The 21,187-nt window shown below is 51.7% G+C and carries 15 protein-coding genes; 7 read left to right on the plus strand and 8 right to left on the minus strand.

From position 1 onward, the window contains the following. Positions 1-99 precede the first annotated feature (99 nt). From ABDK75_RS01120 to ABDK75_RS01130, 3 genes are all read left to right on the plus strand, one after another. Positions 100-1,248: a Xaa-Pro peptidase family protein gene (locus ABDK75_RS01120; RefSeq protein ID WP_346004734.1), complete on the plus strand. Its 1,149-nt coding sequence runs from the start codon at positions 100-102 to the stop codon at positions 1,246-1,248. Between the two features lie 72 nt (positions 1,249-1,320). Further along, on the plus strand, positions 1,321-2,664 hold the full coding sequence (locus ABDK75_RS01125) for an MFS transporter (RefSeq protein WP_346004735.1): 1,344 nt from the start codon (positions 1,321-1,323) through the stop codon (positions 2,662-2,664). 100 nt (positions 2,665-2,764) lie between these two features. Continuing rightward, positions 2,765-5,113 carry a TonB-dependent receptor domain-containing protein gene (locus tag ABDK75_RS01130; RefSeq protein WP_346004736.1) on the plus strand — a complete coding sequence of 783 codons (2,349 nt, stop codon included), beginning with the start codon at positions 2,765-2,767 and terminating at the stop codon, positions 5,111-5,113. 57 nt (positions 5,114-5,170) lie between these two features. Here ABDK75_RS01130 and ABDK75_RS01135 read toward each other — a convergent pair whose 3' ends face one another. Beyond that, a complete protein-coding gene (locus ABDK75_RS01135) occupies positions 5,171-5,971 on the minus strand; it encodes a helix-turn-helix transcriptional regulator (protein WP_346004737.1) in 801 nt (266 codons plus the stop codon). 89 nt (positions 5,972-6,060) lie between these two features. Between ABDK75_RS01135 and ABDK75_RS01140 the strand changes: the two genes are divergently transcribed. After that, a complete protein-coding gene (locus ABDK75_RS01140; protein WP_346004738.1) occupies positions 6,061-6,456 on the plus strand; it encodes a nuclear transport factor 2 family protein in 396 nt (131 codons plus the stop codon). 138 nt (positions 6,457-6,594) lie between these two features. On the opposite strand, the gene ABDK75_RS01145 is transcribed toward ABDK75_RS01140, so the two are convergent. The 4 genes from ABDK75_RS01145 to ABDK75_RS01160 form a co-directional block, all read right to left on the minus strand. Then, the gene (locus ABDK75_RS01145; RefSeq protein WP_346004739.1) at positions 6,595-7,533 is read right to left on the minus strand and encodes a metallophosphoesterase; all 939 of its coding nucleotides are present in this window, start codon (positions 7,531-7,533) and stop codon (positions 6,595-6,597) included. Between the two features lie 19 nt (positions 7,534-7,552). Continuing rightward, positions 7,553-10,087 (minus strand): TonB-dependent receptor, encoded by a 2,535-nt coding sequence (locus ABDK75_RS01150; protein ID WP_346004740.1) that lies wholly within the window; start codon positions 10,085-10,087, stop codon positions 7,553-7,555. 91 nt (positions 10,088-10,178) lie between these two features. Further along, positions 10,179-11,081, minus strand: a complete 903-nt coding sequence (locus ABDK75_RS01155) for a DUF4880 domain-containing protein (RefSeq protein ID WP_346004741.1) — start codon at positions 11,079-11,081, stop codon at positions 10,179-10,181. 5 nt (positions 11,082-11,086) lie between these two features. Beyond that, positions 11,087-11,569 (minus strand): RNA polymerase sigma factor, encoded by a 483-nt coding sequence (locus ABDK75_RS01160; RefSeq protein ID WP_099211444.1) that lies wholly within the window; start codon positions 11,567-11,569, stop codon positions 11,087-11,089. A 644-nt stretch (positions 11,570-12,213) separates the two neighbouring features. Here ABDK75_RS01160 and ABDK75_RS01165 point away from each other — a divergent pair. The 3 genes from ABDK75_RS01165 to ABDK75_RS01175 all read left to right on the plus strand — a co-directional run bounded on the left by ABDK75_RS01165 (position 12,214) and on the right by ABDK75_RS01175 (position 15,878). Next, a complete protein-coding gene (locus tag ABDK75_RS01165; RefSeq protein ID WP_099211446.1) occupies positions 12,214-12,696 on the plus strand; it encodes a hypothetical protein in 483 nt (160 codons plus the stop codon). 15 nt (positions 12,697-12,711) lie between these two features. Continuing rightward, a complete protein-coding gene (locus tag ABDK75_RS01170; protein ID WP_346004742.1) occupies positions 12,712-14,115 on the plus strand; it encodes a PLP-dependent aminotransferase family protein in 1,404 nt (467 codons plus the stop codon). Positions 14,116-14,495: 380 nt separating this feature from the next. Further along, positions 14,496-15,878: a sugar porter family MFS transporter gene (locus ABDK75_RS01175; protein ID WP_346004743.1), complete on the plus strand. Its 1,383-nt coding sequence runs from the start codon at positions 14,496-14,498 to the stop codon at positions 15,876-15,878. Between the two features lie 62 nt (positions 15,879-15,940). Here the strand turns inward: ABDK75_RS01175 and ABDK75_RS01180 are convergent, their stop codons facing one another. The 3 genes from ABDK75_RS01180 to ABDK75_RS01190 all read right to left on the minus strand — a co-directional run bounded on the left by ABDK75_RS01180 (position 15,941) and on the right by ABDK75_RS01190 (position 21,017). Then, positions 15,941-17,266 (minus strand): UDP-glucose/GDP-mannose dehydrogenase family protein, encoded by a 1,326-nt coding sequence (locus tag ABDK75_RS01180; protein WP_211515708.1) that lies wholly within the window; start codon positions 17,264-17,266, stop codon positions 15,941-15,943. A 90-nt stretch (positions 17,267-17,356) separates the two neighbouring features. Then, complete coding sequence (locus ABDK75_RS01185) at positions 17,357-19,237, minus strand: AsmA-like C-terminal region-containing protein (protein WP_346004744.1); 1,881 nt, start codon at positions 19,235-19,237, stop codon at positions 17,357-17,359. Positions 19,238-19,361: 124 nt separating this feature from the next. After that, entirely contained in the window at positions 19,362-21,017 is a 1,656-nt protein-coding gene (locus ABDK75_RS01190; RefSeq protein ID WP_346004745.1) for a porin, read from the minus strand. Positions 21,018-21,187 lie beyond the last annotated feature (170 nt).

Below are 21,187 nucleotides of genomic sequence, written 5' to 3' on the forward strand. Positions count from 1 at the left end.
CTTGACGCACAACAAACAAGTAGGTTGTATTGCTTTTATAAGAATTTGAATGGGAGCGTTGAGAGACCTCCCTCCAGCACAACAGGGTCAGACATGACAATGCCGCCTCTTACTGCTTTGCAGGTTTCTCCCGCCGAAATGGCCGAACGCCATAAGAAGGTCCGGGAAAAAATGGAGGCAGCCGGCCATGCGGCGTATGTCTCTTTTGATCCCGACAACATTTATTACCTGACAAATTTCGCTAATTTCGTTCATGAGCGTCCATTTGTACTGGTTCTGACTGCCTCTGACGCGACGTTCATTGTCCCCAGGCTTGAGATCCCGCATGTGGAGCGGCACAAGGTTGGTGCCCTGACACTTGCGGAGTATGCCGAGTTCCCAGCGCCTGCTGGAGCACAATGGTCTGATCGTCTGGCGAGCATTCTGCCAGCACAGGGTACAATCGGTATTGAGGCTGCCTGTCCGGCTTATTTGCAGGCAGCGATCGGACCTCGGTGCCAGATCCTGAATATCGTCGATGACGTCCGGCAGATTAAGTCTGCCCATGAGATTTCACGTATCGCGTGGACAAGTGACGTGATGACCAAGGCTCTTGCCATGATGATGGGCAAGGTCAAGCCAGGTGTGATGGTGGCTCAGGCCATTTCAGACGTGACACCCTATTTTTACCATCGCTGCCTGACGGAAGCACCGGCTTATAATGTCATGTCCAGCAAGGCCGCCGGTCTTATCCAGCCACCTGCTTATACAGACGATCCGCATAATTTTTCATGCCTGACCGCACCTTGTGAACCAGGAGGCCCGTTCATGGGGCTTATTGCGGGGCGCATTAACGGATATGGCGCGGAAATCGAGCGAACGTTCTTTCTGGATCATATCCCCGAAGACGCGAAACGCCCCTTCGATACCATGATGGAAATGCGCCATACGGCATACGGCATGCTTAAGCCGGGTGCGATTGGTTCCGAAATTGATGCGGCCTGCCAGGCTATTGCGCATCGCGCGGGCTATGACACGCCGCTGCACCGAACCGGCCACAGTTTCGGTGTTACCAGTCATGAAGCTCCGTTCCTTGCTTTGGGTGAAGATAACGTCATTCAGCCGGGTATGATTTTCAGTGTTGAGCCGGGAATTTATATCAAAGGGCAGGGTGGATACCGGCATTCGGATACAGTTCTGATCACTGAATCCGGATGCGAAATACTGACAAAATATCCCGATGAAAAAGAAAATCTTATCGTTCGTTAGGCCTGAGGCACACGCTGATTTTTCCTGACGAAGTTTGTTTTTTCATTCTCCCTTGTGTCGGGAACGCTATCGATGACTATTTCAGAGCGGCTGGAGCAGCTTCCGTTTTCCCGCTTTCATTACAAGCTCCTTCTGGTGGGAGGAGCAGGGTACTGCTTTGACGGGCTTGATGGAGCCATTCTGGCATTCGTTATGCCCGCTGTTCAGCATTTATGGGGCCTGTCCCTGTCACAGCTGGGGCTATTGGGCAGCTCCGCGTTTTTGGGATATTTCATTGGTGCGCTGTGTGCCGGTTTGATCGCAGACAGATGGGGCCGCCGATCCGTCATGATGTGGGCTCTGGCCTGCTACTGTCTGGGATCTTTGGCTTCGGCCTTCTGTACAAACTGGCACAGCTTTATTCTGACACGGATGATCGCGGGTCTTGGGACTGGCGCTGAATCCGCCATTATCGCTCCATATCTTTCAGAGTGTGTGCCGCGCCGTTATCGCGGAGCCTTCACTGGTGCTCTGGCCGGCTTCTTCTCGTTTGGTTTCGTTGCTGCGGCTCTGCTGGGTTACGCCCTGATCCCGGGATCTGCAGACGGGTGGCGTTGGGCGCTGGCTCTGACAGCCTGTCCGGTGATTTTGCTCCTTTGGTGGCGCAGATCTCTACCAGAATCTCCCCGCTGGCTTCAGATCGTCGGGCGTGGACAGGAAGCTCATGCTGTTCTCAGTGGCATCGAAAAAGAACTAGGGCGCCCATCGGTGGCTTATGAGGCAGAAAGCGCGCCGTCATCACCATGCACGCGTATGTCCAAGCAATTCACGCAGCTTTTGTCGTCACGCCTGCGTAAGGTTACCGTCATGAGCTGGCTTCTCTGGATGTCCATTACGTTCAGCTATTATGCGTTCTTTTCCTGGCTGCCTACGCTTCTGATCGCTCGAGGTTTTACCATTGCGCATAGTTTCGGCTTTTCAATCGCAATCTACGTGGCGCAAATCCCTGGGTATTTCAGTGCTGTTTATTTCAACGAAGCGTGGGGACGAAAAGCGACCATTGTAGGTTATCTAGCTGCCGCGATGGTCAGCGCTCTTGGTCTGGGGATGGCGAGTTCTTCGACCGCAGTTCTCGTATCCGGCCTTCTGCTCTCCTTCTTCATGAATGGAACGTATGCCGGGGTTTACGCCTACACTCCGGAGATTTTTCCAACGTCTCTCCGCGCGACGGGCATGGGAACAGCATCGGCACTTGGTCGAGTAGGAGCGATTGCTGCCCCGCTCTTGATTGGTGCCGCATATCCCAAAGTAGGCTTTGCAGGAGTGTTTGGTCTGACCGCCGTCATTTTGTTCGGTGGCGCGCTCAGTATCCTCCTGTTCGGGCCGTCCACCAAAAACCGTTCTCTGGAGGCGATTACTGGAGATTACGGCGTGTAAGTCACGTCTGTCTCCACGCGTCTCTCTCTACCAAATTCGCTCATGCGAATGCATGAAATACGCCACCTTCATAACCGGAGATATTCCGGGGAGACCTGAAATGTTCCGATATAACAATTATTTTCTTTTGTGCGGCACCGCTCTTGCCATGACGTTTTCTGTCTTTACGGAAACATCTGTCGCGGCCCCAATCACAAAGGGCGCAGTTCACAAACATGCATCTCACCCCAAAGCTGGGGCAACTGTACAAAAGCCTGTGTTGTCTCCCGTTCAGCATAATCGCAAGGCCATGCAATCTTCGCAACCTGAGACGATTATGGTGCGGCAGACGAGAAACGTGTTTGGGCAGGCGGCGAGACAGAAGCAGGGCATTTCAGTCACTCATATCGATGCTGCGGATCTTGCAAGGCATCAGGTGACCGACGTTAAAGGTCTGATGAATCTTGCACCCAATCTCACAGTGCAGCCTCAAGGTGCGAGTTCCAGTGTCAATTTTACATTGCGTGGGGTGGGGCTAAACGATTTTACCTCCAACAATACGCCATCCGTCATGACCTATGTAGATGGCGTAGCTTTGCCTATTGGATATATGGCAGGCGCTGCGATGTTTGATATGGCGGGTGTGGATGTCAGCAACGGGCCATCGGGTTATACGCACGGACAAACCGTAACGGCCGGTGAGATCAACGTTCAAACGGCAGACCCGACGAAGGCGCTTCACTATGGTGCGTCTGAAGACATTGCGACCTATAATCGCAGCATTACCAACCTCTACGTTTCCGGCCCCATCACCTCCAACGTGCAATACCGTATTGCTGGTTTTACTCAGCAGGGGGGAGGCTTTCAGAAGAACATCAACACAGGCCAGACTTTGGGAAATGCCAATAAAGGCGGTTTGCGCGCAAAGGTTGCCTGGCAGCCTGACGATAAGACGGACATCGTTTTTAGCGGGAACTGGATGCAGGATAATTCCCAGGCTACTGGCGTCTATAATATTCAGGATCTATCGAGAAATACGCCAGCTTACAGCAATAACAGGGATACCTCGTGGGGCTTTCGCCCGGAATTTCTCAAGTTGTCAGGCAATGAGGGACAGACAAAACCATCTTATAACAACACCTTCTGGGGAGCAGGCGTTAATATCACGCGGAACCTGGGATTTGCGAACCTGACGACTATCAGCGCATTCCAGCAGATGTATGTTCATAATCTCATGGATCTGGATGGCACGCGCTATGCGATCTATGACGTGGACGTCAACACGAACGCCAATATGTTCTCGCAAGAGGTCAAGTTAGCATCGCGTAACCCGCAGTCACGCCTTCAGTGGACGGTGGGGATGTATTATGACCGCACGCAAATGCGTTCTTCCATTTTTAATGATTATTCCCAGTCCGGGTCCCGGCCTTATGTGCAGCGGACGAGCTATAATCAGGATCAGCAGGCGTTCAGTCAGTATGGCCATTTGCGCTTTGCCTTTACCAAGCGGCTGCATCTTCAGGCGGGCCTGACGCATGAATCCGATGACCGTACGCTCTATAATATGCGGACTATGCGGTATAACACTCCGGCGTATCCAACGCCTTTTGACAACCGGTATGGCCGACATGGTGCTCTGACCAATCAGTTTTCCGGAATGGGCGGCATTGAATATCAGGCGTTCAATAATCTGATGTTTTATGGGTCAATTCGGAAAGGGTTCAAGCCGGGCGGGTTCACAGCCAACAATACGGTTGTTGAATCGCAGCTTAATCCAACAAAGCCGGAATCCCTTCTGGCGTATGAAGTTGGCTTCAAGTCCGATTATCTGCATCACAAGCTTCGTATCAATGGTGATGCATTCTGGTACGATTATCATAATCAGCAGATGATTGGTTTGGCCGTTATCCCGCGTTATGGCGTGGTCGGCCAGTACGTCAATATTCCCAAGAGCCGTATCTGGGGCGTGGAGATGGAGATTGATGCCAACCCGATCCCGGGGTTGGTTCTGCACCAACATATCGGATACGAGCGCGGGAACTATAAGGATTTCAACGCTATCGACTCAACAGCAGTCGCTCTCGCGTACATCAAGACGGGCGTGCTGAGCGCGCAGTACAAGAATTTCAATAACGTCGATATGGGAATTCCGAAGCTGACGCTTGAGGGCTCTGCGTCCTACAAGGTGAAGCTCGGTGAGGCATGGGGGCTGACGCCCTATGTCGATTACAGTTACCGCGGATCCCAGTTAAATATTCCTGGGAATAACCTTTACCGGCTGCCAGCTTATTTCCTGCTGGACGCTGGTCTGACGTTCGCACCTAAGAGCGGAAAATGGTCCGTCTCGGCCTATGCAAACAATCTGCTGAACCGCCATTACGATGTAACACGGGACACGGGTTTGAATGGTATTTTCGGCGTTCCCGGAACACCACGCATGGTTGGTGGTCGCCTGAAAGTAGACTTCTGATCACGGCAGGCAGGTTCGACAAATTGACGCCCTTTCCTGAACAAGGGCGTCAAGGTTTTAAATCTTTCTGGTGACCCGTTTCGTGTAGTCGCTTGGTGAGTATCCGGTGCTTTTCTTAAACGCCGCAGCGAAAGCACCCAGACTCTCATAGCCTACCGCGGCAGCTACGCAGGTGACCCTCTCGCCACGCGCCAGTTTTTCCTGCGCGCTGAGAATGCGGAGCTTCTGGCGCCAGATTGAAAATGACATCCCCGTATCAGCGGTAAAATGGCGCACGAAAGAGCGTAAGGACATTCCGGCAAATTTTGCCCAGTCCTGCTGTTCTCTCACATCAGCCGGATCACCGCTCAGAGCTTCTGTCACCAGTTTTAGCCTGACGTCTTTCGGGGCCGGCAATGTGACGGAACTGCGAGGGATGGAAAGCAGTTCATCCCAGAAGCTTTCAGCCAGGCGCGTTGTACGGTCATCCCATTTTTCATCAGCAATAACAGATGTCAGGCGCTCGGCTTGAGCCATTATCAAGCGCGTACTATCTGCGACAAAAGGTCTGACCGGAAGGGATGCGCACCTGTCTTCACTGACATACAGGCTCCATCCAGAAATTGCTCCATAAGAGCGAGCATCGTGATTTGTCTTCGGCGGGACCCAGAGAAATTGTCCCGGGCCGATCAGCCAGTAAGCCCCTTCAGTTTTGACGACCATAATCCCGTGTTCCATCAGAATAATCTGGCCGGTTTTGTGGATATGAAGGTCCGTTATACGACGCTGAGGTTGGCTGATCTGTCCTGCCGATAACCACGAGATGTCAGTATCTGTGGAAAGCATCCTTGGTATGGGAGAAGATATTTTGGCGCACATGAGTCGAAATATGACCTATTTTCGAGAGAGCGCCATGTTTTTTCCCAATATGATGTCTGATGACATTCAGAAAAATTAATGGAGGCTTCATGTCATTGGAAAAACACGAGCGTACAATCCGCCAGATGTTCGCCACTTTTACGGATTTCACCTCAGATATCAGTGAACTCTCCAATTTCATGACGACGGACTATCGACAGTTCGTCGATGGACAGGAGATGACGCTCGATGATCTTTGCACCCATACCATGGCTTTACGCAGCGGCCTCCGAAAGCTGGATATTAGCATCCAACATCTCATCTGTGCCGGTGACAGCGCGGCTACGGTGCATTTCGCGCGCGCTACACGTCATTCCGGCGAGCATAGCCTGATCAAAGTTATTGCGTTCTACCGGTTTCGAGGCGCCCGTATCTGTCTCGTGGATGAACTGACGCACGTCATTGAAGGTCATCACGAAGATAAAGCATTGGGATCGTTGCAGTAACAGGTTGCCCTGATGGCTTTGTTTGAAGCGTATCAGGGTAAAGAGACAAATGAGCTGAGCCGCTTTCAAATCGATTGCAAAATCAGAGTGAAGGCGGCTCAGCCAGAAAATAATTCCCCAATTAAAGCTAAGTTTGAGTCAGTAAGTGTTTTGAGGGGAGACGGTGTGAAATCCGTAAGTTTTATACTCCGTGCGAACGGTATTGTTTTCAACATGAACCATCATGTAGCCCTCAGGGGTTCCAAGATGTAGTCCGTGCCACCAATTTCCGCTGACAGCACCGCCAGTGATGAATTGGATGCCGTTATGTTCCACCTGTTCCAGAACGTGAGTATGCCCCTGAAAAACAGCCAGGACGTTATGTCCAGAAAGTAGGGCGAGAATTTCTCGTGTATTTACCGTGCTCAGCGCCTGGTGCTTGAAAAGAGACGGGCTTTCGTCAGCATAGGTGTAAAATGCGGTCACCATGGGAATATGCGTCGAAATAATAATCGGTGCTGTTGCAGGGACGTTCTGAAGATAGGCTTTCAACCAGCTTACTTGCCGTGCGTCAAAGCGCCCCTCGTAATCGCGATCTGGCGTGATTGTTACGGAGTCCAGAACGATGAAGTGAACACCTTTATGCTCAAAGGCATAATAGGTTTCGCCAAATGCCTTACGGAAAAAATTCTTTCCGAATTCAGCATTCTGCGTTGAAGCCCCGCTCTTGGCATAGACCCCAAAACAGTCGTGATTGCCGACAGTATGGTAAACCTTTTTGCCAAGCTCCTGCTCAGTCATTTCATACAGATCAAGCAGTTTATGAGCGCGAGGAAGAGAGACTTCCATTGCGTCATAAACGTGATCTCCACCCTGCAGGACAAAATCTGCTTGTTCTTTGGAGGCTGCCCGAAAGGCCATCTGGCAGCCTTTCATGGCATCCAGTTCTGGCTGGAGATGCGTGTCCGTTATGAACAGGAATGAAAAAGGCTCGTGTGAGATGGCTGGCGTGCTTTGTCCAAAAGCGCCCTTGACCAGAGTGGTGGACAGCAAGGCACCTCCGGCTCCCAGAATGCCGCGACGTGATAGTGATGGCATGAGAATTTTCCTTGGCTGATCAGAAGAAATGTTTGCTCAGGGTGAAAAAGACCTGCCGTGGAGCACCGGCCTGGAGCGTCTGATAGGCCCCGGTTGGATCACTGTTCTTGAAGCCGGTGGTGCCAATGCTGGAAATGTATCCCTTGTCGAAAAGGTTCACGACGTTGACCTGTGCTTCCAGCCCCTTGAGAATTCCCGGGCGATGGAAACGATAACCGGCTGACAGGTTGAACAGGACACGCCCTGGCAGTGGAGAGTCGTTCAGGAACGTGTAGAAACGGCGGCTCATATATTGGCCACCGAACTGGCCCCAGATGGTCCCGTCGTCATAAGCGAGCTTGAAGTTTCCGATGTTGCGTGGGGCAGCCACCACCTGCTTGCCCGAAATGCGCAGAATGGACCCATCAGAGCTTTTGATATTATCGTTGTAATGCGCGTCGTTATAGGACCAGGCGCCGTAGAGAGACCAGTTCCGGAAAAAGCGCCAGGTTGCTGCGGCTTCTACACCGCGAGATGTTACGCTTCCCACGTTTTCAAGCACATTCTGGTTGCCCACAATGACAGAGCTCATGGAGGAGGCGAGAAGTCTATTTTCGAAATCGACGTAATAGCCTGTCAGAGATGCCTGCACGCTGTCGTTATGGAAACGGTAGCCAAGCTCTTCTGTATTGGTTGTTTCAGGTTTCAGCTTGTTGTGGATGTACGAAAATCCTGCCTGTGTCGTTGAAAACGGTCCGGTTGAAGCTGACGCCGTATAGGCAGACATGTTGCGTGCGAAATCTGCAAAGATTTCATGGTGGCGATTAAAGCGATACAGAACGCCAACCTGAGGCAGAAATCCATTGGATGCGGAAATGGAGGCATTAATCGGATTTGCGCTTTGGGCGGTTGTTACAGAGCTGCTCGACACCAAAGATTTGAAGCCAGCATTTACACGGAGCTTGGGTGTGATTGACCAGCTGTCTTCCAGGTGGAACTGATAAACATGCGTGCGGAACGTATATTGCCACTGCACGGCAAACGGATTTTCATAAAAGCGCTGGAAGTTTGATGGGGTTACCCCTTCCTGAAGCGGGTAGAGCTTTGCAGCCTGACTGAAAAGATTGTTTTCAAACCAGAAGCCGGCTTCGATTTTATGGTTCCAGCGCTGATACGCGAGACTGGTCAGAACGCCTTCACGTTGCATTCGATATTCTGTTGTCGAAACAGAAAGCGGCGACCCTCCAAGGTTGGCAGGCGTGGGATCGTACGGATCAGACCACGTGCCCGGTCCACGGTCATAATGACCATAAACCGTCGTGGAGCCTGTCAGGTGCGGGAGTAGGTGATAATCGAATTTTTCGTAGCCCACCATGTCCTGACGAACACCGCCCCCACGATAATATGTATCGTCTGGTGATGTGTATGGAGAGGGCAGAGTTTGTCCTGCCTGGTAAGCACGGGCAATCTGTTCAGCCAGCTTATAGTTGTTGCTGATGTCGTCATGATTATAGCCAAACCGCTTGATCAGGCTGGTGGAAAGATCAAGATAATCGTCCTCGCGACGGTCATCAAAATCCAGGTAAGTGGTGGCTTTGACGGCGTCGCCCAGAGGCTGAATATATTTGAAGTTGAGCTGCTGTTGCTTTTGTTGTCCCCAGCCTTTCCACTTGTCTGCATACTGATAATCATAGCTGGCGTAGAATTTTCCTCCGCCCGGTAAAATGCCACTGTTGAGTCGCACAAATCCACGCCACGTGTTCGAGCTTCCCACGGTTCCGGAAACATCCAGTCCATAATGATCTGTTGGATCAATGGACGAAAACTGGATCGTGCCTCCAAGATTGCTGGTTGAGGCCGTGCCCAAGCCACCGGTGCCTTGGGCAAGGGTGACGGGGCCGTTATTTTCTGTCTCCAGTGCGCGCCCAATGGCTAGGCCATTGTTGTTACGGTACTGCATGTTTCCGAGTGGAATTCCGTCCAAGGTATAGCCGAGCTGATCGGTAAAAAACCCACGAACGGTAATCTGCTGAGCCCACTCGTAAGCCCCAAGAGGGTCGGAAGACTGGAAATTGACGCCCGGGAGCTCAGAAAGCACGACTAGGGGAGAGGTCCCTGGTGCGGCTTTGTGCAACTCACTGCGTGAGAGTGTCTGAACCTGTCTGGATTGTCCCGTACCAAGAACGACCATAGCCTCTTCACGGACTGGGGTAGACTTTTCGGCTACGGGGCGCGGAGTTTTTTTTGGCAATGCACCCCCTGTTTTGACGGTGATGGCGCCGCTGACATCTCGGGAAACAAGCAGGCCGCTATTCTGTGTGAGCCGCCGTAATGCCTCATCAAACGTGTATTTTCCGTTTAATGCGGGAGCTGTGCGTGATCCCAGTGCTGCCTCTGAAAACAGGATATCCTGATGGCTGATACGGGAAAGTTCTGCCAAGGCCGAGGAAAGTGATTGCGAACCAATATGCAGTTCCAGCGAGGGGGGAGTGGCTGAAAAAGCTGAGTCTGGCAAGCTTGCGAAAATCGTCGCGGCCAGCATGGCCTGTCGGAAGGACGGTCTGAGGCGAAGCATGAATGAGTCTCCGAAGCATAAAGCCGCAATGGGTGTCTGCTTCGTTGACGAATGGGAGGCGTATCCCCTCAGTGGAAAATGATCGTTGTCATTAAAGCTTAACGATCGTGATGGTCTTCTCAAAGCTGGCGCGAATGGGCAGAAAATTTTCAAGCAGGCGCGCGAAGGTCTCGTTCTGTCCAAAATGATAGAACCCTGAAATTCGCAGATTTGCAGCAGAAGGACTGATCTCCAGCTTTCTGGTCGAATAGCGGTTCATTTCATCCGCAACCTCCCTTAACGGCGTATCTCGAAATGCCAGTCGTCCACTCCGCCAGGCGAGTACATCTTCCAAAGACGGACGATCAATTAGCAACCTATTATCCGGCAAAATCGTAGCGCGTTCGCCCACCTTGAGTATTTGCGATCCGGCCATATCCGGATGTGCCAGAGCTGCTGCTCCGTTTAAAACCGTAATGGTGTTTTTAAGGGAGGACTTCGACAGATTGAACGTTCCTGAAATTAGCCCAATATTCCACTGATCAAGGTTTATCGTATTACGGGCTTCACAGTTTTTGAGGTTAACTTCGACCTGTCCATACAACAGATCCAGAGTGTTTTTTTCGCTGTGAATGGCAACGGAGCTGTCACTATCCAGTAGAATTGTCATTGCAGGTGAAACGGACACTCTAATTTGTTGACCAGTTCTGGTTGCTCGTATCGTCGCTTCTGCCGGGGCTGGAAGAAGAGCAAATGAGCCAACAGCCATCGCTATAGCGCCAGCCAGCATTTTGCGGCGGCTGAAGCGATATGCGGCGATAGTGAGTGGTGTTTCCGCAGAGTGCGAAGCGACCTTCCCGGATGCACGCCAAATAGAAGAAACAAGCTCGTACGCCTGCGCGTTGGCGGTATTTTGGTGATACCATACGGAAAAATGCTCGCGATCCTGCTCCGAACAATCGGGAGCATTCAAACGCGCAAACCAGAAAGCTGCCGTCTCATGAAGGGTAGGCATAAATCTTAATCCAAAAGTCTTTTTGTCAGAAAGGCCAAAGCTTTGCTGATATGTTTTTCCACATTGCTAATTGAGCATCCGGAACGTTTTGCAATTTGTGGGTAAGACAAGCCTTCGAGCCGATGAAGTAGAAATATCTCTCGTGTCCGCGGGTCGAGATCTTTTATGGCGCCTTCCAATATGTCCAAGCGTTGTCGAGACATGACTGTTTCAACGGGCGTGGGGCCTGTGCAGGGAAGTTCTCTTATATCGTCGTCTTCAACATAGGCAACGGGGCCATTCTGTTCTCGTCGATGACTGTCATAGGCTGTATTTTGGGCTGTTTTTACAAGATATGCTTCTACATTACGGATGTTGGATGGTTTGAGCTCCAGAAGCTTCAGAAATGCAGATTGCAACAAATCTTCAGAATCTCTGCGTCCTGTCCGACGCTGAATTTTGGATGAGAGAAGAGACCAGCATGACTGCGATTTAACCAGTTCCGTCATCGTGTATCACTGAGGCAAAAAGCGGAAAGGTCATTCCTGGATATGGAAAACACAGGCATCTCTTCCGTTCGTGGATCAATGCTTTGCCTGCTAATGGAACGGGATGCGTTTTTGAAAGGAATATCTTCTCCTTTCTTAAAACCTTCACAGAGTTACAAAGTAAGCCAAGGTCATTATGTCGAAAGATTTTATTTTTAAGGCGCACTCGTGTGACGCTGTGAGCACATAGTATTTTGAACTCAGAAGCTTTCGATACATACATTTTTAGTTTTCAAATGTACGATTTAAAAAATTGTAAAATTTTTATGCCTCTTATTTAAGAGGTGTTTGGGAGGAAACGTATTTCGATACGAAGATAATATTTTTATATTAAATTCCATACATAAAAAAATCATTATAAAACAATATGATATGCGAAAATTTATGTTTGATGGCGACCTATAGAAATATTGTATGCCTCGAGGGTACAGATTTTTCCAGAATTGTCTTCATTTGTATTGATTTACAACGACATTATCTGTTTGCAGAAATTTGCATATTGGCGCTAAAGGGCAGACAATCTGCGCCAAAGAGTGGAGGCTCATGGACAGAGGATATACTGACCTCGACGCCTTGGACCGTGCTGCAGGACAGAGAATAGAATCATGATTGAGCAATTTAATAAGAACGAAGTTTATAATAATAAAAACGTTGAAGCTGAGACAGTCTTGAAGCATCGGCTTTTTGGCATGGTTCTGGGGCTATTCTTGGCGCATGCCTATGTGGCGCTGGCTCTTTACTACACATATATTGACGATAAAAATCACTTCCACACAAGCTGGATGGCATTGTTCGGTTGCTTTGTCTCATCAATGATTTTTCTGTATCATATTGGTATATCGAAAGCGATTTCTGAAAAAGAAAATGGGATTTACGGGCGGTATTTCGCTCCCTTTATGTCGTCTTCGCTTTGGGGTTTCGTTTTGGTTGCCATAACCGTCATAACGATTATTCAAGGCCAGGCTTGGTTTGCACCGTATGAATATCTTGCATGGCCTCTGGCATTTGCATCCATATTCGTTGGATATTTTATTGGTCCGGCGATGGACCGCTTTTTCGGTTTTATCCTGAAGTCGCTTAGAAAATAATCAAGCGTCTTATCGATGAAAAACAAAAAATTATTAGAAAAATGGAACGAATACGTAGGCCTTTATAACGGGCCTATGTACCTCGCGATTGTAGAGGCTTTGGCGGCCTCAATCCGTAATGGTATTATTCACGGTGGTGAACGGCTTCCTACACAGCGGGAAATAGCCAGTGCCCTTGAGACAAACCTTACAACCGTAACGCGGGCATTCAGGGAAGCGCATCGCCGTGGACTGATTAATGCAACAGTAGGGCGCGGCACTTTTGTCAGGATGGGGGCCGAGGTCAGCCATTGGCGATCTCCCAAAGCGGCCATTGTTGACATGACGATGAATTTGCCGCCGATACCTCAAAATCCCCCACTTCAACGCATTATGCAGAGTGATCTTGCGGCTCTTTTGAAGAAGCAGAATATCTCCAATCTCATGTCATACCGCGTAACGGGTGGGACACTGGAAGAGCGCCAGCATGCGGTAAGGTGGATTGAGCCCGTTATTGGATCAAGACGTCCAGATGATGTGCTGGTTGTACCTGGCGCTCAGACTGCTCTTGCGGCAGCCATGAGTATTCTGACTAGCCCGGGCGACATTATTTTGACGGATCGTATTACCTATTCAGGGATACGGACCGTTGCTGATCAACTCGGGATTATTCTTGTCGGGGTAGATGGCGACGAAAATGGGTTCTTACCCGAACAACTGGAAATAGCCTGCCGACAATATCAGCCAAAAGCGCTTTATTGTATTCCCGCTATTCAGAACCCGACGACCGTAACAATGTCGCTGGAGCGCCGTAAGGACATCCTGAAGATTGTCCACGATAATCGTCTCTATGTCGTGGAAGATGATCCTTACAGTTTGCTGCACGACAATCCCATCCCTGCATTGGCCGCCCTCGACCATGGCCGTGTAATCTATATCTCTACCTTGGCGAAGGTTCTGAGCCCTGGCTTGCGAACCGCTTATGTGGCTCTGCCAAACGCCGAAATGACCAGACGCTTTGCTGTGGCCGTTCGCGCGTTTGCCCTCACAAACGCAGGACTATTGAGTGCACTGACATTGCGCTGGATGCAGACGGGACAGTCCAAAGAGATTTTGGGGTCTATTAAGCAGGAATTACGACTCAGGCAGTCGATCGCCCGAAACATTCTGGGGGATAGCCACGGCATGGATCCCAATGGTCCGCATGTGTGGTTAAAGCTTCCTGAGTGGTGGAGTAGCGTGGATTTTGTATCATATGCGCGCCATCGTGGTATCGCATTGGTCCCGAGCAACGTGTTTACAGTGGATGGTGACTTTCCGCAGCGAGCCAGAATTTCTCTCGGAAGTATCCTTGATATTTCCAATCTAGAAAATTCGCTCCATGATATCGTGACTATTCTCAGTCACAAAAGAGCTACAGATTTTTTATCGATCGTATGATGTGTAGAGCGGATGGATTCTGATCCATCTGTTGTCTGATTACCCTGTTATTGACGGGAGTTTTCAATATTCCGGGAGAACAGGCCTACCACGCCGCTCCTCGCTGTATGGTGATCGTGGTCTCTTCCTAAAAACGGACTAGTCTTGGGAAAGCGGGCCTGATGTTCGCTTTGTCCCTGTGGTGACAGACAAAGTTCAACCGCCAGCAATGCGGTCAGATGTGACAAACTTGCATCATGGAATGTCACATCTGGGTGATAAATAACATAAATATCATCGAAATATGAAAATACTCACTTTTATGATGTTCCTTTAGGTGCTGTAACGTTAAAGAAGCACCCACCCCGAATGACCCTGCTCACGGACGGAAGAAGACCCTAATGACGCAGTCCCTTGATGTTTCACGACGGCTCAGCGGAGAAGCGCTGACCAACTTCATCGCCACCATCTCTGCAACGGGTGGTCTGCTTTTCGGGTATGATACCGGGATCATATCGTCAGCACTTCTACAGATTCGGGAGCAGTTTCATCTCGATACGATCGGGTCCGAGATTGTAACGTCCGCCATCATTCTCGGTGCGCTGATTGGCTGTCTTGGGGCAGGTGGCATCTCAGACCGGTTTGGCCGCCGCCGGACGGTCATGCTTGCTGCCGCCTTGTTTCTTGGTGGCACTGCGCTTGCATCGGCTGCTCAAGGGGTTACGGTTCTTATCGTATCGCGTCTGATTCTGGGGCTTGCGATTGGTGCGGCGTCTCAGATTGTCCCCATTTACATTGCAGAAATTTCGCCGCCCAACCGGCGTGGACGCCTGGTTGTTGGCTTCCAGCTTGCGATTGTTTCGGGCGTCACGATTTCCTTCCTGACAGGCTATTTTCTCCGGGACAGCAGCTGGCGGATCATGTTTGGCATCGGCATGCTGCCGGCACTGATTCTCTTTGTCGGAATGGGTTTTCTGCCTAACAGCCCACGGTGGCTCGCGCTCAAAGGACGCACAGATGAAGCTCTTGCTGTTCTGCGTCGGGTGCGGTCTTCGGAAGAAGTTGCCCAGAATGAGCTTCAGGCCATCATAGACAACCATGATGAGCAGGCTCCTTGGTCAGAACTTGCCAAGCCTTGGGTTCGACCAGCGCTTATCGCGTCTGTTGGTATTGCGCTGCTCTGTCAGCTAACCGGCATCAACGCGGTTTTGTACTACGCTCCAACGATCTTTGCGGATGCAGGCTTCGGACAGGAATCTGCTCTTCTGACGTCCGTTGCGGTTGGCCTGGCGATGGTCTGCGCGACGGTCTTTGGTGGTTGGGCTGTCGATAACTGGGGCCGCCGGACACTGATCCTACGTTTGCTGCCTGGTGCAGTTATTTCCCTGATCGTGCTCGGTGCAATGTTTGCTCTTCATATGAAGGGCGGTGCTGGCGCATGGATCACGGTTCTCGCGATCATGGGTTACACGATCTGCAACACGGGTAGTCTGTCGGTTGCGGTCTGGCTGGTTGGTGCTGAGGTTTATCCGCTGTCCTGCCGTGGCAAAGGTATGAGCCTTGTCGCGGGTAGCCATTGGGGAGCAGATCTTCTGATCTCCCTGACGACTCTCTCGCTGGTTCAGGGGCTGGGTGCGCACATGACGTTCTGGCTTTTCGCCCTCGTCAATGCAGCGGCATTCCTGTTCGTGCTGCGCTACGTGCCGGAAACCAAAGGACAGTCTCTGGAACAACTTGAAATGAGCCTTCGAAACGGAACCTTTGCCCCCGTTCACAAGTCCTGACTTCAAGGAAAGCAATGCCTCAAAAAAAGCCGGCTCTCGCATGGAGCCGGCTTTTTTTATGCTCAGATTCGGCCGATCGAGCTGTAGTCAAATCCGGCAGCCCGCATGGTCGCGGGGTTCCAGATGTTTCTGAGATCAGCGATTGCCTTCCCTCGCATGGCTTTGCTCAGGCGGTCCGGATCAATGGCGCGAAACACGTTCCACTCCGTCAGAACGACCAGAATGTCAGCGTCGGTAGCTGCTTCCAGTGCATCCTCACAATAAATGACCCCGTCAGGAAGAAGCGCACGGGCAGGATCCATGCCCTCGGGATCAAAGGCCTGAATCCGGGCGCCTGCGTCATGAAGATGGGCGAGGATAGGTAAGGAAGCAGCCTCACGCATGTCATCAGTGTCTGGTTTGAAGGTCAGGCCTAAAACACCCACGGTCTTGCCTTGGACGGAGCCTCCAGCCTGAGCAATAATGCGTTCTGCCATGCGGCTCTTGCGGTCTTCGTTTACCGCCACGGTGGCTTCCACCAAGCGGGATGGGGCGCCAGCGTCACTCGCGATTGCTGTCAGGGCGCGTGTATCTTTCGGGAAGCATGACCCGCCATAGCCGGGCCCGGGATGCAGAAAGCGCCGACCAATGCGCTGATCGAGGCCCATGCCACGCGCGACATCATGGATATTGCCTCCCACTTTTTCGCAAAGATCAGCCATCTCGTTGATAAACGTGACTTTCATGGCGAGAAAGGCATTGGCCGCGTATTTGGTGAGCTCCGCCGTCTCAAGATCGGTGATGACGATGGGTGCCTCGATAAGATGCAGAGGGCGATAGACTTCACGCATGATTCTTGTCGCCCGCTCGCCCTCATCGGGACCCGATGTATCGATTCCGATGATCACGCGATCCGGACGCATGAAGTCCCCGATCGCGTTACCTTCGCGTAGGAATTCGGGATTTGAGGCAACGTCGAATGTGAGCTCGGGACGTGTTTCTCTTAGGATCCGCGCCACTTCGCGTCCCGTTCCGACGGGAACCGTAGACTTTGTAACGACGAGCAGGCCCTCTTTGGCCGATCGGGCGATTTCTTCTGTTGCAGCATAGACGTAGGTGAGGTCTGCATGACCATCACCTCGTCGGGTCGGGGTGCCGACGGCGATAAAGACAGCATCCGCCCCACTAATGGCGGCTGACAGGTCGTCTCCGAATGTTAGGCGCCCGGTCTCGGTATTCTTGGCAACAATGGCATCAAGACCCGGCTCATAGATGGGAATACGGCCTTCACGCAGGGCTGCCAGTTTCTTGGGGTCCCGCTCGACAACGGCTACATCTGAACCGAATTCGGCAAAGCACGCACCGGAGACCAGTCCGACGTAACCACCACCGATCATTGCTATACGCATAACAGAAACTCTCCAAGCGCTATGGGGTCTGCATAACCTGCGCACATTGAGGGAGCAAATCGGTGACGTCCCAACTGCTGGAATGGTGTGTCATCGCGTGGGGCGAACGCAGGCATTCGATGATGCAAAGGAGCGGAGTGCGGCTGGAAGCATTGTCAATTCGTTGGAATCCGCCAAAAGATCCCGTCCCTTTTTCGACCACTTCGCAATGCTCAAATTTGGGCTGTCAAAACGTCCGCTCACACGTATTGGGATATCGAGAGCAAAAAAGCTTGTTGAGAATGGTCGGCTCGCGAAAACAAGGTCTAACCACCGACGGTTCAGATCAAAATCTGCCTTGGCAGCCAGAACACCGGTACTCGTTTTCAGGCGCAGCGGAACAACTTTCCCAATCCCCTGGTGCATCTCCAGAACACCAAGCATACAGGTGATCGGTGTCGTTCCCTTGGCGTGCCGGAACAGTAGCCGAAGATCCATGGATGCAGCTTCCACGATTTCACGGGCAATTTCGCCTTTTTCCATGCTGACCGCGGCAACCAGATCGGCCTTCCGCGTAGCTTCGTTCAAAGTGCGGACATTATTTGCTGAAGCGATAATACGGATCGACAGGGCACCTTTGACCGGGACGGGAGCGAGACCGGCGGTACGGCGAAGGCGATCAATATCACCATGGGATAGAGCGATGTTGGCTGTGACGCGCGAATGTCCGCCTTGGTCTTCCATGTGACCGTTGGCCTGAAGCCCCGCGCCCAGATAACCTAGTGCTAAAGTGCTGACGTCAATGCGACCCGGTGTTTGGGATGCCTCCAGTTTCAGTTTCGAGAATGTAAGGGCGTTGTAGAGGATCTCATCTGCGGTGAGTTTGACGTGCAGAACCGGATCCGGATTGGCAGGGGCAATCAACGGAATATCGGTTGATCCGGAAGATTTTCCGGATGAGAGGGCTTTATTCAGATCATTGAGATCTACGCGGCCCAGATTCAGGTCTGTCGCAATGATATCGGGCTTGCCGTTACCGCCTTCGTTGAGATCGAAGGTCCCACTTTTTATTTTGCTGTTCTGGAAATTGCCTGAGGCATTCGTAAGATGCCAGTTGTCTCCGGTATGGCTGAAGGTTCCTTTCAGAGCCAATGGAACAGCAGGGTGAGTGCCCGATAGCCCAGCGAGTTCGAACACTGGAGACGCAGTTGGTGTGGAAAGGGCAATATTGCCGTTCACACCATCAAAGTTCAGAGCGTCTGTCAGGGTGCCGTCGAAATCGATGACAAGATCGCCAGAAGTAATATGTGCTTTAGCCCCATAGGGCTCTGGCGCGCGGCGTAGAACCTCAAGCGGCTGCATGGTGGCATCCAGCGTGACGGGAGTGCCGTTGTACGCGCCCTGAAACGCCATAATCAAAGGTGATGCATCATTATCGGACTGAAAAGTCACATGCTGCATGCCGACTTGATACGAAGAGCCCTTTGCGGAGCGATAAGTGACATCGCTGTCCGTAATCGTAGCGTTACGCAGTCCCGGAAACCAACTCAGGTCTGGCTTGTCAGAGCCGGAGTGTTCGGTCTCTGCATGATCGGAAGTTTTTTGAGGCTTAAAGCGCCAGTTAGGCGTCCGGTCCGGCGTTCGTTCAAAAAGACCTGAGAAGTGGTCAATCGTAACATCGCGTGTTTCAATTGGCCCATGCAAAAGTGAGGTCACTCTTATCCTAGCATGCAGGGCGCCCACACTCACCATATCTGGACGGCTCCCTCCCGGAATATTGGCCAGATGTAGGTCCTTGGCGTCTATCGTGATCCAGCTTCCAGCGCGAACGCGTAGAGAACCGATCTTGACCGTTCGGCCTGTGGCTTTTTCGAGCTTCTGGGTCGCAAGTGCAGAGAAATCTTTCTGGTCGATCCAGAACCAGCCGCCTCCGATGATCGCACTACAAACGACAAGAAGGCAGAGGAACGCCCCAAGAAGCCATTTAAGCAAGAGAAAGTCTTTCCAAATACCGAATATAAAATTCTACAATAACTGGAAGATCTCTGGAGCGGGAGAGTTTGTCTGGAAAAAATAATTTTCCGGAACATTTCATTGGGTTTCAAATGAATGCTGTTCAGAATGTTGACTGAATGCGTCCGACAACCGCATCTCCGTTGCGACCATAGAGGTTAACGGTGGCGGAAGAGCGACTGACAATGAAGTGGTTATAGTCCAGCATAAATTTAAAATAACGATTGGGATACCAGCTCAGGCCTGTCGCCCAGACAGTCTGCTGTCCACCACGGACGCCATCTGTATCGTCAATGCGGCTGTTTAGATCCGCCACACTGTAACGGGCTGCGATTTCCAGAGCTCCCCAACGATCATGCAGCGGGTCAAATTCCTGGTCCGGAGAAACGCCTGGGGCAAGAAATCCTCCTTCCTGAATGCTGTATCGTCGCGGGTTCCCAAACAGCGTGTACCCAACGGCCCCATACCACCCCTGAAATCCAAGTGAGGGCAGGCCGCCCGAGCGTTCGACACCAATGCGATAATACTCGGCTTTGACCAGGAGCCGCTTCCATCGCAATGCAAACTCCGGCCCTGCCGACCAGAGCTGTGCAACATTACTGATAGCGCCTGTGGTCATAAGAATGGATTCACCCAGATTGATTTCCGGGCGTTGAGCAAAGGTATAACTGCGGCCGGTTGCGCTTTTTGCCACCTTGAAAGACGCAATGGATGAAATGCCGACATGCATGTCCACATCTTTGGTCACGATCGGGCGCCCTGCGACCCGGAAAGTCCCGCCTGTCTGACTATCTGTGATGTTGTCCCCGATGCTGGCGTAATAACCACGTTCGTTGCGGTTACCCCATTCCTGGCCAGTGAAGTAACTGCCAATCCACCAGCGATCGGCATAGTGCATGCCGCCGACACTGAATCTGGCATCGTTAGCGGCGATCGTACGAACAAGGTCAATGATTGCCGGACGTTCGACAAACATGAAGTCATTCGAACTTTCCGCATCTTCTTCCGTCACACGCGGTTGAAAATATCCAACGGTCAAGACTGTGTTGTGGAGGCCGGCATAATTGATGTTGGCTTCATAAAGGCCGACCTGCCCATCATTATTGCCATGCCCAAAGTCGGGCGTGACGTTTGCGACCCAGTCTTTGTAGCGGAAAGTGAACGGAATGCGGAGACGCCGACTGTTGGACGTGAAGCTGTTGAAGTTGCCGCGGTCCTCCCCATTCCTACGTGAAACGCTTGGGAAACCTCCAAAATCTTCCTGAAAAGCCAGACCTATGGATAAGGCGTAGGCACCATCAGATGTCTTGAAGGTCGGGCGTCCATTGGGGAAGCCAATCTTGATCCCCCCAACGCTGACTTCCTCATCCTGGGCTGTGGCGGCCCGGAAATCCCGCCACGATGTCACGATACCGCGGTCAGATGGCGGCGTGTCCTGCGGGTGGGCACCAGGTCTGCGGATTGTAAGTGGGGCAATTGCCGGCATGGCCTGAAGGAGGGGAGGAGGCGGGAGAAAGGCCGCGCGTTGCCGGTAGGGATTCGCTTCTGTCTCTTCGCGCTGATGTGCCAGGACGGCTCGTGCCTGCCTGAGTTCCTCATTGCGCTCTTTCTTGAGTTTCTGAACTTCAGCCTGCATCGCCCGGATCTGGCGCTCCATGATTTCCAGTCTATCGGCAGAGAAAGCGGGAAGGGCGGGAGCCAGAGATAATAAAAGGGTCGTTGCTGCGAGGGAACTCAAACGGGGCAAAGAGACATACATAAGCAAAAGGGCGTCCTGGAGGGGCAGCTCGTCTGTCGGGGCCAATATCGCAAGCGTAATACAAGCGAAGGCCAACTACTTTAGACAGAAACCACAATGAGGTGCGTGTCATTGTGCGACAGGAAACTGGCTGCTGCGGACGATATTGTTCTTGTCTCATGCTCCATAAA

Origin of the sequence: Gluconobacter sp. OJA (assembly GCF_039638325.1) — a bacterium.
GTDB lineage: Bacteria > Pseudomonadota > Alphaproteobacteria > Acetobacterales > Acetobacteraceae > Gluconobacter > Gluconobacter cerinus.

Coding starts and splice junctions, on each gene's coding strand:
- ABDK75_RS01120 (WP_346004734.1), top strand. CDS start 100: ATGCCGCCTCTTACTGCTTTGCAGGTTTCTCCCGCCGAAATGGCCGAA.
- ABDK75_RS01125 (WP_346004735.1), top strand. CDS start 1,321: ATGACTATTTCAGAGCGGCTGGAGCAGCTTCCGTTTTCCCGCTTTCAT.
- ABDK75_RS01130 (WP_346004736.1), top strand. CDS start 2,765: ATGTTCCGATATAACAATTATTTTCTTTTGTGCGGCACCGCTCTTGCC.
- ABDK75_RS01135 (WP_346004737.1), bottom strand. CDS start 5,971: ATGTGCGCCAAAATATCTTCTCCCATACCAAGGATGCTTTCCACAGAT.
- ABDK75_RS01140 (WP_346004738.1), top strand. CDS start 6,061: ATGTCATTGGAAAAACACGAGCGTACAATCCGCCAGATGTTCGCCACT.
- ABDK75_RS01145 (WP_346004739.1), bottom strand. CDS start 7,533: ATGCCATCACTATCACGTCGCGGCATTCTGGGAGCCGGAGGTGCCTTG.
- ABDK75_RS01150 (WP_346004740.1), bottom strand. CDS start 10,087: ATGCTTCGCCTCAGACCGTCCTTCCGACAGGCCATGCTGGCCGCGACG.
- ABDK75_RS01155 (WP_346004741.1), bottom strand. CDS start 11,081: ATGCCTACCCTTCATGAGACGGCAGCTTTCTGGTTTGCGCGTTTGAAT.
- ABDK75_RS01160 (WP_099211444.1), bottom strand. CDS start 11,569: ATGACGGAACTGGTTAAATCGCAGTCATGCTGGTCTCTTCTCTCATCC.
- ABDK75_RS01165 (WP_099211446.1), top strand. CDS start 12,214: ATGATTGAGCAATTTAATAAGAACGAAGTTTATAATAATAAAAACGTT.
- ABDK75_RS01170 (WP_346004742.1), top strand. CDS start 12,712: ATGAAAAACAAAAAATTATTAGAAAAATGGAACGAATACGTAGGCCTT.
- ABDK75_RS01175 (WP_346004743.1), top strand. CDS start 14,496: ATGACGCAGTCCCTTGATGTTTCACGACGGCTCAGCGGAGAAGCGCTG.
- ABDK75_RS01180 (WP_211515708.1), bottom strand. CDS start 17,266: ATGCGTATAGCAATGATCGGTGGTGGTTACGTCGGACTGGTCTCCGGT.
- ABDK75_RS01190 (WP_346004745.1), bottom strand. CDS start 21,017: ATGTATGTCTCTTTGCCCCGTTTGAGTTCCCTCGCAGCAACGACCCTT.